Consider the following 14,450-nt stretch of genomic DNA (forward strand, 5'->3'; position numbering starts at 1 on the left):
TATTTTATTTAGTTCTCTTACTAAATCATTTGTGTCCATCTTTACAAGTCGCTCAAAGATAAACGTTTCTATAAGTAAACGAACATCATATATTTCTTCGATTTCTTTCTCGGTTAAACCAATGACAACTGCGCCCATTCTTTCTAAGCGAATAATATTTTCAGAAGCTAGTACTTTTAATGCTTCACGAACGGGTGACCGACTTACAGAAAAATCGGCAGCTAATTTATTTTCCGATATGATGGTACCGCTTTCAATTTCACCTGCAATTATGCGCATTCTCAGTTCGCTCGCAACACGATCACCTGTAGAAGCTTTTGAAAGCCATTTTTCAGGATAAAGAAATTCCATTGATTTCGTCATAAATTCACCTCGTGTTAATCAAGTATACTTGTATACAAGTATTATAACTCGGATTTTTAATTATGCAAGCGCTTTTATTGTTTGCTTTGGTTGTTTTAGAGGAAAGCCCCATAATTATCAAGCTAACAAATCGAGTCGCCCCAAAAACTACTATTGTTGATGAAGAAGATTTAGGGAATGGAAAACTGAAGAATACGATATCCAAGGACTTACCTCAACAAATTTAGCACTCGGGTTTACAACTTTTTGAATCAAAAATATAGATGTTAAAAATGTAACAGTAACTGAATTTGAGCATTAAAAGCTTTTAAAAATTGAAATTGTATTGTAAAGTAGTGATTTTACAAATAGAAGCAGTTTTATATAATTAAAGACAAGTAAAGAGAATTTAAATGATCCACAATAAAAAGAGTAAAAATCAACAATTGTGCGGATTATTCAGATAACATTTCAACTTAAAGGTTATGTAGCCATCATATAGCTATGAGGTTTCATAGTGTTAGGATTTATATTATATTGGTTATTAACATTGTTAGGAGGTACTTAAATATGGAGAAAGTATTAGTATTGTTCAGTGATGCCCTCCTACTTGCTGCTCCAATCTATGAAGAAAATAAGCAGTTATGGGCCAAATGGCAAAAATATTATAACGAAGTACAAGAGAATCACGATAAATTAGTAACATCAGCTAATATATCCCCTTCATTCTCAACACTTGTTTCTTGGCTGGGGCAGAAACAAGAACAAGGAATATCGTTGTTGAACATTTATGCGAATCTAGATAAATATAAAATTGAGATTCAAAATGTATTAGATAAAATCATTGAACAAGAGTTTGGAGAAAAGTTTGAAGCAGTTGAACCAACTCAAATTTTAAATCCTGAACATGGTCATATAAAAGAGTATATAGCAGATATACCTGACGAATATTATCCTGTATCAAATGACGCAATGTACTATCAATTACGTGATGGAATAGCAAAAAATCAGTTTGAAGAAGATGAAGCAGTTGCAAAACATGTACTGCCATTAGAAACAAAGAATTCAAGCGGAGTTGCACAACTATCTTCACATAAGGATGAGGATTTGAGATTAGTGAATACAAACGAAGCAGAAAGATGGTCTATATTGGTTGATGGAGTAATTAGTAATATGGATGATCTTACAGCAGACTGTTTGGATACCATTACAATACAATGGTTAAATCAAGCTAAATCTCCAGATGAATTCATAGATTTTAGCTATGAAAATGTATTGGAATTATGTAATATGCCAAAAGCATCAGCAAACGGTGTAGAGTATTATCGTGCAGAAGATAAGATAAAGGTAGCACAACGTATTGCAGCGTTAGCAAGCATCTTTATTTATTTGAATGATGATAATGAAGTTGTAGTATTGAACGATCAAGCTGAAACTGGGGAAAAATTTGAAGTAAAACGTGAAGTAATCAAGAGGCTATTCGTACTGGACTCTGTAGTGTTATGGAGAGATAAGAATACTAATGAATATATGGGGATAGAATCCTGTAAGATTAAACCAGGTAGTTTCTTATCGGGCTATTTGTATGGGTCTAATAGCACAACTGCTTTATTATCGAAAAAAGCATTAGAGTATAATAGCTATAGACACAAGTTTCATAAACGTTTAATACGTTATTTATCCTGGCAGTGGCGAATCCGTCAACAATACAGTACTTTAAAAAGACCATACTCCATTGGTGGGGAAAAAGGTCTACTATCTGTAATGGGTATTACAACTACAAAGGGTCGCCCAACTCGAATTCGTGAACAACTAGAAAGTGTTTTAATTGATTTAGAAAAAGAATGTGTCATTTCACATTGGGCGTATGCAGAGGAATTGGATGAAACAAGGATAGGAGAACGTAATTGGTTTAAGAATTACTACTCCAAATTAGGAATCATTATCTTACCACCAAAAGAATTGATGGATAATATAGATAGTATGGTAAAGAAAAAAGTAATAGGTATGCAAGAGAAGCAGGAGGACCATTATATTGCAGAGACAGTAAAACAAACTCCTGAGGGATCAGAAGATGTGATACGAGAAAAAATTATGTATCAGCATATGCATCAAAATAAAACAATGCGTGAGATAGCAGATGAAATAGGTTTATCCCCTGCTACGCTTTCAAGATTCTGTAATAACAAAATGAAGCGTATTTCAAAAAGTGTTAATGAAAAGCTAAACAAGTGGTATGAAAGACAAATGATTATAGAGTCTATGTAAAGAGAAGCAGATACCTTTAAATGGAGAGGTAACTGCTTCTTTTTAGTTTGTTCATATTCTGCTGTTGATATCTATACGCGCCATTGTGCTCACACCTTACCCATTGATACGTTTCCTGATTAATTCTCAAGAACGTCGTGTAACCTCTCAGCAAACTCTTTATGATGCACTGTGTTATAGCCCACATGGTGTCCGGGAAACTCTACGAATTCTGTTCCGAGGTGTTCTGCTAAGTTGACTGCGCAATGGTAAGGAAAAAATTCTCGTGAAGTACTTCCGCCGGCTGGACGTACCTGTATCGATGTAGGTTTTAATGGGGTCTTTAATGCATTGATATTTAAAGTATAGCTGAGAATTCCCGGGATTTCATACTCAGTGAAATAAGTCGAATTACCGAGTAGTCGCTCTGTTAGCATATCCTTCGATAGTCCGAAATTGCTATCATCAATATTTGACAATAATTTTATGACCTCACTTTGATGATTTGTCTTAAGGTCTTCCATGAAATTTATAGCCTGCTTCAACTCATTTTCAGGTAAAAGTTGTAATAAAACCGGCTCGTGTGGGATTAGTAACTGTACCTGCTCAGGATGGCGTATGCACAGATCAAGTCCGATGACAGCACCAGAACTACTTCCGAATACATAAGCCGGTTCATTGGTCAGATTAGCTAGCAGCAGGTGAGCGTCTTCGCTATGTGTGTGCACATGATAATCCTCAGTTTTATTGACGAGGTTGCTACGGGAATGACCACGACGATCGTAAGTAACAACGGTATACCATTTAGCAAGATGGTCGGCGATATTATGGAACTTGTCGGCATCACCACCCCCACCATGGATCAAAAGAAGAATTGGACCTGAGCCACGCACCTCATAGTAGATGCTTGCTCCAAGTATTTGCAATGTTCCGTTTTTTACTATCCTCATTTGTACATCCTTCCCTTCTTCTGTTATCTCCCTTAACACTACACGATTGGCGAATGATATAAAATGCAGGAAATGACTAAGAAACAAATCCGCCATAAGAAAAAACAATGAGCATCATTTCATAAGTGTATCCTTTTTATTTATTTAGAGTAGAAAATTTTTTGATTGTTTCAATGGAGAGGTGATATTCATCAGCTATTTGATTAATCGTTCTACCGTTTAATAGAAGCATTTCTGTCATCGATCAGCTTTCTTGTCCCAGAACGTATACCCCGTCTCTGATGAGAGGTTTTAGGTTTAGGAATATATATTGTTTCTCCTGGAACATACTTTTGAATTTCTAATATCAGCTTTTTAGGTAAAATAGCCGTTGTTTTTAAATAGCCCCTTTCTGCCAACTTCATATCTGTCCGTATTAATCCATAAACGCACTCGATTACTCGGTGGATATCATGTGTACTTTTGTACATAATAAGGTTGGCAAATGTTAAAGTCAGGAGGGTTTGTATGCAACATGATAAAAAAGATATAGAAACGTCTGGTTCTATTATGAAACCAAATTTTGCAGAAACTGATGCACAAAAAGTGAAACAAGAAATTCAAAATGATGTAAGAGAAGGACAAGGCGCAATGACTTCCCGAGAAGCAGGTGCAATGCGGGATTAAGAAACCACTCCTTACTGTTTTTTATTTAGTGAATGTTTTAAACAGTAAGGAGATAACCCATTAACGGCTTTTGTTTCTTAAAAAATCGTTTTTACTTTCATATAAAGTTTATTTCACGAAGTATCCCCATTAGAAATAATCTATATTTTGTTTGACTTTTTCAAAAAAGAAGTTTAACTTGCCGTGATATAAGGAATTCCAAAATTGTCTATTGTAGTTATCATCATTTATTAATATGTTAGTATCAAACTCCACTAATTTGTTCTTCAAATCATGAAAAGTCCTTATTAGATCACAATCTTTGTAGTGTCCCTGCTCTACTAGCTGAACCCAATACTTTTTAAAGTAATTGAAGCAGGAATGCATTTTCTCTATAGAAGAATTAACAAAATATCTTTCTACTCTTTCCGTAATTTCATGTTCTAGCTCATATATTTCTCCTGTGGGCTGGTAGATAGTAATTAGATTACCTGAATCCATATTACTCCCGATAACAAGGTATGGTTTAAACTTCTCTAAACTCGCTAAAAACGCTTTAGTATATTCTTTATCCAATATCGATAAAGAAAAATCATTTTGTTTTGTCCATTCCACTACATCTAAAAGAAAACCATTTGAATAGGTGTAAAATTCTACATTGAGACATTCGAATTCATTTCCTTTAATTTGATGATTAAGTAAAAAGTGCATACTATCCATGGGCAAATTTAATTTGGCAATCTCCACTGTCATTCCTCCAACCCTTATTATGTAATCCATTTTCTGGTTCTTCACAAACTTAATTAAATTTTAGCATAAAGAAATGGTCTCCTTGGGGGAAGTTACATATGAAATAATAAAAAGGTATGAGTTTACGACCCACACCTTTTTACCAGTAGAAATATTCGTTATATGCTTAATGTATCAATCATGATTAATGTCACCTTCGATATATTGACTGAGTTTATCCTTAATTGCCGCACTTTCTGGAGTTACTTCTGCTACTTTACGATTGTGAAGACGAGAGCCACCTTCCATTTCATCTAAAGGTAATGTATTTTCATCATCTTGAGGAACAGTAGCAGCCATTTGTTGTAACCACTGCATTGTTAAGTTAGATGTTGTATTTTTACCATTGATTTCTGCAGTTCGTTGAATTTCCTGTTCCTGCTGATTATGGGTAACAGTTGATGTGTAAGCAGGTTCTCTATATTGTGGTGTATGCTTCGCCCTTGGCACTTCTATTGGAGTTTCAGTAATAACTGGTGCTTTGGTGTTAAGTTCAATAGGTTCTCTATGTTTACTTGTATCTGGTACATTTTCTTTTTGAACATCCATTACTTTATTAATTTTTGCGGATTCTGTTGTATTAGAATTAGCAATTGATGCTGTAGTGTCCTCCTTTTCTAGATTAGGAGCAGAATTTCTTGAGTAATCTTGAACAGACTGATTATTTGTTAGCTCACCTTCATTGTCAGTAACATCTTCATTATTATAAAAATCGTAAGTATCAGGATTTAACGTTTGTAACCAACCTTCTATTGCAGTAGGCGCTGTTTTAGGTGTACTCAATTCCTCAATTACAGTTTCTTCACTATCAACATCTGTATCTGTGACATAATCCTCATATTTAATTTCCGCATTTAATGACTCTTCACGAATTTTTAGCCAATAAGCAGCTGCTTCTGCATCAACTTGAATTTTAGCTGTTTTAAACTCAGTGGCAGGAACAAAGTTTGCATTTACTTGTATTCCTCCTTGAGGAGCATTATCTTTTACAATTTTAGCCGCACACTGGAATGCTTTTTGAATTAAGATATCATTTTCAGAAAGAATGGGTACTTCTGTTTTCGAATAAGAGTAGGATGTTCTACGTGTACTTTGTGTTTTCGTTTCTGCTGTTACCATATCAATTTCTTGATCACCTTCACGTGCCTCATAAATTGTTTTCGTACCCATTAGCTTACTAAACAATTTAGCGTCTTCATTAGTAACATCACCATAAACAAGTTTGTTACGAAATGTTCCTAACAGGATATCCATGAATCTTGGGCCATGTTCAATTGCCAATTGACTAATTGTTTGTGCAATAACAATTAAAGGTGCTTTATATTTACGTGATTGAGCAGGAAAACTTTTAAATGCTTTATAAATGTAATCCGCAAACTCATCGACTAAAACAGGATGGTAAGGAGATATGTTAGGCTTACGACGGAAAACAGCATTCTGTACGGCATATAAACACAATTTACCGAATACATCAGATAGATCAGAAAGTTCCCCTTTCGCTGTATTGACTAACAGAATACCTCCAAATTCCAAATGCTTCTCAAAATCAAAATTCGATGGACCACATAAAACACGACGGAGCAGAGGTTGAGCAGAAATATCATTTAATGTGTTTCGTAAACCACGAACGAAGGTTTCTTGTTTATCAATAATCTTAGGTTGCCCATAGTATTTCCCTTCAGTATGATAAACAACTTCCCCTCCCCCACGGCCACCAGAAATTTCGGGAACATAATTTAAATCAAACCATTCATCTACTTGTTTCATTATGCGCCAATGGTTTCGTTCATCTCTATCTGGAATAGATTCAATATCATTTGGAAGTCGTTCTTTTAATTTGAGATGCATCTCAAAAACGAGATTAGCATTATTATACATATCAATTAAATGTTCAAATCTAGCTTCAAATTTTGAATCATGGAGTTTTAACAAGTAAATATGTTGTTTAAGATGGGAACGCTCAGATTGAACGAAGAAAGGATTTCCAGCTCCATTATCAGAGAGCCCTGTTAATACTGAACATAACATCTCAGCGACTTTATCAACTGGACCACGAACGAAATTTATTGAAGGGGTATCAGGATTTGTTGGGTCTAAATAGAAAATAACACTTTCGGGAATCTTGTGTGCCAATACCAAGTTATATACCTTTTCACAGAAGTCATTAGATGGCTCGATAACTGTAAGACCATTTACCTGCGTTCCTTTTACATCCTCTGAATGATAATCTTTTCTTGCATATAAGGTTTTAAAGTTATTAATCATTGAAGCCATATAGTCAAGAATTTGATTAGCAATTGGTAAACCAAGTGCAGCTGATTTACCTGTACCAATGTTACCGATGATCATTATATTAAGCGTTAGAGACTTACCCTGTATAACTGCCATTTCCCGTGTTGCACTATTAGGACCAAGAAAGATATCAGGGTCTGGCAATTTTGATGGGTTTTTTTCAGTGAAAAACTTGTGTAATGAAGTAGCAAGTTTTCGTTGACGATCATCATTCAAAAAGGAAAGCATCCAACCAGGTATTTTAAATACGTATTCCCATTTTCCGAATTCATCTAAAAGCTCTTTTTTATGTTCATAAAAAATCTTAAAGAGCCATAAGAGTACGAGAATAATAATAATTACAGGTATAGCAAATACAAGGTGCATGATATTACTAAAATTTGAAAGTATAGTATCCTCTAATCCTTTGTCATTTAGTGAAACTTCTCCAGCTTTCGAATGTAAGAATGGAATAAATATCTTAGCTAATGGAACACTAAACGCCCATAAGTACTGGGCAACTATACCAATTAACATCATCGAAAAAATAAACCATCTACGCTTTATCTCCTGATAGGTCTTAACTTTGGTTGATAGTTGCCAAGTATAAATTAAAATCCAAAAGCTAAAAAAGGTTTCAATGTAATAATTAGTTTCAAACGGATTACCGAAGATACTTAAAGTAGGTAATGGAGCCCCCATTTGTATTGACCAGAAAGAAGCATATTTATAAATTCCTCTAAACGCAAAATACCAAGCTAGCAGAAGTAGTAATGTCACAACATAGTAAGATGAGCGGGCTGCTAAACGATATTTCCAGCTTTTTGTAAGGTCGATTGTAACTGTATAGGAATTTTTTTTGTTCTTTCCGGCTTTTGGATCCTCCCCATTACCTGGTGCATTATTGAGTTCAGCATTCTTTTGAACTGCATTCTCCAAATTCTTGTTTCACCCTCTCTTTTAACGAATAAAAAGCAGCGGTGAAATTAAGCAATTCAGCAGAAGTAGCCAATAATATATTCTCTGGTGCTATGGAATTGTGATACAGATCAGTAAAAATGGCTTGCTGCCCATGCTCTAATTCGTCCGCTTCATATATCCCAAAAATTTTAATTGGGTTTAGTGTTCGGTGTTGATTTTGCATGGCCAACAATCCTGATAATTGTTGTAATTTTAAGTGTGTGTTAACCTCCCCTACCTTAAGTATTGTTAATATACACAATATTTCTAAGTAATCTAAAGATTTTTTTTCTTCATCAGGTGCTTTTTTTCGTAATACCAAAATGTCTTCTGTTAGCTCAAGTAGTTTAGAATGCTGAATCCCTTTCGCTTGCATTTCGTTTTTATTAGATATCCACTCTACCGAATAAGGGAAAGAAGAATTTATGTTCAAACGTTCTGTGATTTTTTTGAGCAGATGACTTTTGCTTAAACTATTAATTTCGCGAATTTCTTGAAGAATATTGTTTATTACAAGTTCCGATCCACCCATGTTGCATACGTAAACATCTAGGTTATTCACTACACTTAAACGTGGTATATTGCTGAAAGCTTTTTTTAAATTTGTTACACGTGTAGTCCTTTTTTTGTAGGTAGAAATTGTGTGATAGGAATCATCGATTACTGAAAATAACACGTAAAACTGTTTAGACGGATTAGAAGCAGCGATATCAAGATATTTTTTCAGTTTGTTTTCTAGAAATGGAATGTTTTCTGTTCCTGTATCAACTTCAATATTGATAATAGAATCGTTACATGTAAGAACCCAATCAGGAATGATTAATGGGTTTCCCTTTGAGTCTGGATAAAACTCTTTAGATGGACGAAATGAATAAACGAGTTGAGGTAAATCTTGTTGGAAGGAAACGGGTTGAAGTTCTGGCTGAAACATTTCGCGATACTCTTCATCTTCGTATAAGAAGTAAACATCATTTGAATCAGAATACATTAGGTTGGGTAAATGTAAGTTTTGCTTCACAATTGAGTTTAGTGGAAAAAGATATTCGCCGTTACCACCTACAATTGCACCGGTATGTTCATTTTGGGATTCTGCTTCAAGTAGATTTAGCACAAATTGTGTAATAGCTATATTGTGTTCATATTGCCTTTTGGTAACAAACGAGGTATTGCGATCAGTAATTAATTTTAAACGATATAATATTTCTGCTCCCTTTGAAGCGATAGAAACGAAATCCAGTGTGAAGCCACGCTTTTTTCTCACACTTATATTTTCTTTTTTTATTACTTTCATTTTAGCCCACTTAGTTAATTTGGATGAAAATGTAGTTCGACTTATAGGCTCCCCATGTATCAATTCATAAAATTTTCGTAATTGAATTTGAGATACTGTTCGTTGTTCATATAAAAATAAAACTGTAAAAATATCAGAACGATTAAAATAAACTCCACGATCATTCTCTCCGACGATATATTTAACGGCATGATCAAATGATTTTTTCAATTTTAAACACTCCCTTGATATGGAAATAATATACGGAAACTTGCATAAAATCGAGTGCAATTGTCATGTAATGAAAGTAATTAATGTTGGATAAACTAAGCAGTTCAGTACATAAAAGTGATTAGTGTATATTTTAGCTGAAGATTGCAAAAAAACAACCCATTATCCCCTATGAACTCTTGGTTTAAAGATACATATTATTTCGTCAGGTGTGAGTAATAAAATACAATGTTATCAAGTGAAAATTTGCTATCAGAGTTCGTCATATGTATTTTGACAGTGATAAGAGGACATATGACGAACTCTAATGATAAAAAAAGGGTTCGACATATGTATTCCGTCATATATGTGTAGAGTATCAAAAATAGATAAAATGTACAGTGAATATACTTTTGTATAGATGAAATTAAATATTAAACGGAATTGCATTTAATTCTGTAGAGGTATTTATTTAGCAGAAGGAAAAATTACATCATAAAAGAAATAAGTAAATAAACATAATAAAGTAAATGAAAATTGTGTATATTTCATATTTTGCATGTTACAATTTGATTTAAGGGGTGAAAAAATGCGGAATTGGAACACAGAATATGGGTTAATAACAAAGATAATACAAAGTGAATTTGAAGCAGACTTTCTTTATAACAAGGTAACCAACACATTAAATAATGAATATGAGATAATTCCATTACGGTTTGCAGCTCTAGATCCTTATAAAATTTACAATACTTCACAAGTTAGTAGAATATTAAGGATAAAATCTAACAAATTAAGATATTTAATTAACAGATACGGTGAATACATCCAATTAAGAAAAAAAAGAACTAAATATATTATTTCATTTAAAGCTGTATATAGGATATATTTAGTGCATCTATGCTTAACAAAGAAATTAATTAGTTCATCTGAGTTTAATCGCTTCATGACCTTACATGTTAGTTATAGTGATTATATTGATATGAAATTGACAAGTTATACTGACAAGTTTGTAGAACTTAATTTCAAAGAGAATCAAATGAATGAAAATGAATCACAATTTTATGTGCTATTCCTACAAATCTCAGAAATAACTTCCGAATTAATAAAAGAAATAACTACATATAACATGACATTGACATCCCCTTTCCTTTCTGTAGACAACCAACAGAAAAATGAGTTATTAAAAAAGAAGCGGGATCATAAAGATCTGTTTAATAAACTAAGGGTTTTATATAAAACTATATAGTTAAAAGAGTAATACTCAAGAAGTATTACTCTTTTTTTAGGGTTATATACACGTTTTATTTATAAGTCTTTTATATAAGTCTTTCAAATAGGATGTATGAAATTTCTTGGTAATATTTTATTGACATGAAATTAATATGAAAGTATATAAAGCCTTTAATGATAAGTGTTTTTATACACATCTTATATGTAGTTCGTATATATAAGACGTATAAATCTAATGGCCATGATAATAGAATGTTATTTTAGAAGTATTATATATCGGAATTATAATTCTAGATAAAAATATACATAAATACTGCACCCATATTTATAATTTAATAGTTATTGTTAGTTATATGAAACCTGATATTAACATGTTTTGTTCACTGCTTATATAAACGACTTTCATGTACGTCTTATATAATTGTTGTTGGTATATAAGACATTAGTTCAATTTTACATTTTGTGAATCTTATATAAGCCTTATATATAACAACTCGATATAAGTCTTATATATAATGACTTGATATACGTCTTGCAATGGTGTAATATATTTTTAGGAATAATTAACCAACGTTTTAAGGGGGGAACAACTTGAACGAGGTATTAAGTGAAAAATATAAACAAAACAAATTTACTGAAGAAGTTGTGGAAATGTTTGCAGACATTATTGAAGAAGACGAAATACTCTACAATGTATTTCATTACATAGGATCTCAAGTAAACAAACAATACCAAGAAACAAAATATATGAGAGGTATTTCAATAAATGAGATAGTAGAAAGTGTTGTTATTGATAGGAGAGTAAAGAAACCTAAGGGTAAATCCTATTCATTAGAACTTGAAAGAACTAACATTTCAAGAAGATCAGCGGAAGGTAGTGTTGCTACTTTAGCTTCAATGTCATTAATAACAGAAAAAATTATGCATCCGTATAAGTTTTTAATTTCAACTATTAGGGGGCAGCAAGTATTAGTTGAATTAAGCAAACGTAAAAAAAGTAATGAGAATAAGGGAGAGATAAAATAATGGCAAAAAACTTTCTGAAAAACGAAGTAGCAGTGAAAATGACTATGGTTGGTTTTGGTCAAGCTGGAACTAGAATGGTAGATAAGTTTGCTGAGTATAAGCATACAGACGGTACAGCAGTTTATAATTGCCTAGCATTGAATAGTAATGATGGGGATTTAGCAGAACTGAAAAACGTGCCAAAAAGCAACCAAGTTTCACTAAAATTAGGTGGTTTGGGTAAGAATCCTGAGCGTGCTGTAAAGGTGTTAGAATCTAATGAAGAAGCTAAGGATAAACTAAAAGAATTTATAACGGAACGTGTCAGACCAACTGATGAGTTAGTGCTATTTTTTGCAGGTTTAGGTGGTGGTACAGGTACATCTACAATTATTCAAGCAATTGAAGAATTCACTGCTTTTCATAATAAACCTGTAATTGCTGAAGAACTGAAAAGTATGGCAATGAAAATTCCTAGAGAAGAATTAATCAAAAATCAACAAAAGTATGCAAGAATTGCTTTCAATAATGCAATTGAACGTAAAGATTTTATTAAAATGGGTATTGTGGTTACACTTCCAGTTAGAGCAGATGGGCCGGATGTACTAAGACAGGTGAATAAATTTTCACAAGAAATTTGGAAGTTAGCTAATGATCCAGCGAAAGGCGTTGCATTTGTTGTATTTGCAGATAACCAACATTTCTATGATGAGTTTAAGGGATTAAACGAGAATGAGAAAAAAGGCATCGGAAACTCACGAGACTATGCAAATCAGCGTATTGGAGATATTATTCATGAGTTAAATACAGCTGCAAACGGTTCAGGAACATCAGTAATTCTAGATTCTCAGGACTTTAAACGAATTTTACTAGAAAGAACAGGCTGTTTAGTAATTAATAAGGTTTCACGTAATATGAATCAAATTGAAAACAGTAAAGAAATTGTAGATATGTTCTCAGAATCATTGAAAGGAAGCTCATTCCATCACCCTATTGACCTGATGAAGACAAATGAAAATGGAGATTTAGAGGCATCAAAGGTACATCATTTTGGGATGTTAGCAATTTTAGATGAACAGAAGAACCTTGATGATTCATTTATGGATGATGCAAAAGTAGAAGTAACAAATAAACTACCAATCAATGGAACTGTTTTTAATGGTTATTTAGTTAGTAAAAATGACTTTATGGGTAGCGTGTATACTTTCTATAAGACAGATGCACTACCATCTCGATTATCTAAAGGATTAGTAGAAGAATATAATGAATTTAAGGAAAAACAAAGTCAAATTCAATATACAAAGTCTCAAATTACTACTATTGAAGCGCAAGACTCGGACGATGATTTCAATATTAACTTTGGTGATTACTTTGAATTAGAACCAGAGAAAGATGAAGAACCGCAAAAGCTAAATGATGAAGAATTAGCGGCATTTATGGATCCTGATAAGATGTTCGGAACAAAATAAAAAAATAAGCCTGGAATTTTCCAGGCCTATTTTTCTGTTTTCATTACATTTTGCATGTATTCAATCATGTTCTCATCAATATAGCTTTCTATGAAAAGTTGTTTTCTCGCAAGATCTTCCTCTTTTTTAAACCAACCCACTTTTTTAATACGAGTTTCTTCTGGCTGTGTATTCCATTCTTTTTCAGCTTGTTTTCTTAACTCTGTACGCGCTCTATGTTGAATGATTATATTATCTAGTCTTTCTTGTCTTTGGCGCTCTTTTAACCTCTCAGGGTCTTCTGGTTCAGGTAGCACCGCACGTATAGCATCTTCGAACTTTCCTTGATACTCTAATTCAATGTTTTGTAAATGCATTTGAATTTTTTGTTCTACTATTTTTTCAATAGTCGCTGCAGCTTCCTGCATGTTTAATTGGGATGAGACTTCACTGGTTTGATTTTCTGGAGAAACAGGTCTTAGTTCAAATTGATGTGGTAAAAGCTCAATAATTGCATCTAGCGACCACTTTTCATCCCTTTTTAGTTTGATAAATAAAGCTATGTCTAAATCCAGTGTGTTATATAACTTTTCGTTTGTATTATTGGTTCTTAATGTTCCGTGTAACCCCTTTTCTTCTAGGATATTGAACCAATTGTATACAGTGTTATGATGTCGACCTACTAATTTAGAAAACTCTGTTATTCGCCAAGCTTTTTCAAAAGTATCTTCATGACTAGAGTTTGTATTATTGGACTCCATATGTTCAGTTGTATTTTTGTTATCTTGTTCAATCATCGTTATACCTCCTTGAAATATAATGGCCATAGCAAAATGTAATTAACATATAAAATGAGATTAACATGTTAAGTATCTTTCGGTGATATAAACCTCAATACCTTTATTGATTGACATTCACATGAAACGTGTCATTGATATATAAAGCATCACTTGTTAACATGAAGTTGATAAATCAGCTTTTGAATTAACTATTGTTAATGTCCTGTTGATAATCCGTTAGTTATTAATGATTATTGTTGCTATGAAATTAACAAATTAGTCTACAATATATTAATGATAAGAA

11 protein-coding genes and 1 pseudogene are annotated in these 14,450 nt (G+C 33.0%); 5 read left to right on the forward strand and 7 right to left on the reverse strand.

The genetic code is table 11. From position 1 onward, the window contains the following. Positions 1-363 (reverse strand): GntR family transcriptional regulator (locus QCI46_RS27455; protein WP_353841935.1); only part of this gene is annotated, 363 nt, incomplete at its 3' end. A 549-nt stretch (positions 364-912) separates the two neighbouring features. On the opposite strand from QCI46_RS27455, the gene QCI46_RS27460 reads away from it, so the two are divergent. Then, a complete protein-coding gene (locus tag QCI46_RS27460; RefSeq protein WP_353841936.1) occupies positions 913-2,610 on the forward strand; it encodes a helix-turn-helix domain-containing protein in 1,698 nt (565 codons plus the stop codon). Between the two features lie 119 nt (positions 2,611-2,729). Here the strand turns inward: QCI46_RS27460 and QCI46_RS27465 are convergent, their stop codons facing one another. Then, complete coding sequence (locus tag QCI46_RS27465; RefSeq protein WP_353841937.1) at positions 2,730-3,539, reverse strand: alpha/beta fold hydrolase; 810 nt, start codon at positions 3,537-3,539, stop codon at positions 2,730-2,732. 136 nt (positions 3,540-3,675) lie between these two features. Next, positions 3,676-3,943 (reverse strand): annotated as a pseudogene (locus QCI46_RS27470) (CD3324 family protein). A 103-nt stretch (positions 3,944-4,046) separates the two neighbouring features. Between QCI46_RS27470 and QCI46_RS27475 the strand changes: the two are divergent. Then, on the forward strand, positions 4,047-4,205 hold the full coding sequence (locus QCI46_RS27475) for a hypothetical protein (RefSeq protein WP_179864138.1): 159 nt from the start codon (positions 4,047-4,049) through the stop codon (positions 4,203-4,205). Positions 4,206-4,334: 129 nt separating this feature from the next. Here QCI46_RS27475 and QCI46_RS27480 read toward each other — a convergent pair whose 3' ends face one another. The 3 genes from QCI46_RS27480 to QCI46_RS27490 form a co-directional block, all read right to left on the reverse strand. After that, positions 4,335-4,937: an SUKH-4 family immunity protein gene (locus QCI46_RS27480; protein WP_353841938.1), complete on the reverse strand. Its 603-nt coding sequence runs from the start codon at positions 4,935-4,937 to the stop codon at positions 4,335-4,337. Positions 4,938-5,108: 171 nt separating this feature from the next. After that, positions 5,109-8,183: a type IV secretory system conjugative DNA transfer family protein gene (locus QCI46_RS27485; RefSeq protein ID WP_353841939.1), complete on the reverse strand. Its 3,075-nt coding sequence runs from the start codon at positions 8,181-8,183 to the stop codon at positions 5,109-5,111. Then, a complete protein-coding gene (locus QCI46_RS27490) occupies positions 8,155-9,705 on the reverse strand; it encodes a replication-relaxation family protein (RefSeq protein ID WP_353841940.1) in 1,551 nt (516 codons plus the stop codon). Before QCI46_RS27490 ends, QCI46_RS27485 begins: the two co-directional genes overlap by 29 nt. Positions 9,706-10,243: 538 nt before the next feature. Between QCI46_RS27490 and QCI46_RS27495 the strand changes: the two genes are divergently transcribed. From QCI46_RS27495 to QCI46_RS27505, 3 genes are all read left to right on the forward strand, one after another. Beyond that, positions 10,244-10,930, forward strand: coding sequence for a hypothetical protein (locus tag QCI46_RS27495; protein WP_353841941.1), 687 nt, complete (start codon positions 10,244-10,246; stop codon positions 10,928-10,930). Between the two features lie 575 nt (positions 10,931-11,505). Beyond that, positions 11,506-11,940 carry a hypothetical protein gene (locus tag QCI46_RS27500; protein ID WP_064472955.1) on the forward strand — a complete coding sequence of 145 codons (435 nt, stop codon included), beginning with the start codon at positions 11,506-11,508 and terminating at the stop codon, positions 11,938-11,940. Continuing rightward, on the forward strand, positions 11,940-13,388 hold the full coding sequence (locus QCI46_RS27505; protein WP_064472956.1) for an FtsZ/tubulin family protein: 1,449 nt from the start codon (positions 11,940-11,942) through the stop codon (positions 13,386-13,388). Before QCI46_RS27500 ends, QCI46_RS27505 begins: the two co-directional genes overlap by 1 nt. A 26-nt stretch (positions 13,389-13,414) precedes the next feature. Here the strand turns inward: QCI46_RS27505 and QCI46_RS27510 are convergent, their stop codons facing one another. Then, on the reverse strand, positions 13,415-14,164 hold the full coding sequence (locus QCI46_RS27510; protein ID WP_064472957.1) for a MerR family transcriptional regulator: 750 nt from the start codon (positions 14,162-14,164) through the stop codon (positions 13,415-13,417). Positions 14,165-14,450 lie beyond the last annotated feature (286 nt).

Source organism: Bacillus cereus group sp. RP32 (genome assembly GCF_040459735.1).
GTDB classification, from domain to species: domain Bacteria; phylum Bacillota; class Bacilli; order Bacillales; family Bacillaceae_G; genus Bacillus_A; species Bacillus_A wiedmannii.

Bases quoted from the DNA above. Each gene is read 5' to 3' on its own strand.
- QCI46_RS27505 (WP_064472956.1), top strand. From the start codon at position 11,940: ATGGCAAAAAACTTTCTGAAAAACGAAGTAGCAGTGAAAATGACTATG.
- QCI46_RS27460 (WP_353841936.1), top strand. From the start codon at position 913: ATGGAGAAAGTATTAGTATTGTTCAGTGATGCCCTCCTACTTGCTGCT.
- QCI46_RS27475 (WP_179864138.1), top strand. From the start codon at position 4,047: ATGCAACATGATAAAAAAGATATAGAAACGTCTGGTTCTATTATGAAA.
- QCI46_RS27480 (WP_353841938.1), bottom strand. From the start codon at position 4,937: ATGACAGTGGAGATTGCCAAATTAAATTTGCCCATGGATAGTATGCAC.
- QCI46_RS27465 (WP_353841937.1), bottom strand. From the start codon at position 3,539: ATGAGGATAGTAAAAAACGGAACATTGCAAATACTTGGAGCAAGCATC.
- QCI46_RS27495 (WP_353841941.1), top strand. From the start codon at position 10,244: ATGTTACAATTTGATTTAAGGGGTGAAAAAATGCGGAATTGGAACACA.
- QCI46_RS27510 (WP_064472957.1), bottom strand. From the start codon at position 14,164: ATGATTGAACAAGATAACAAAAATACAACTGAACATATGGAGTCCAAT.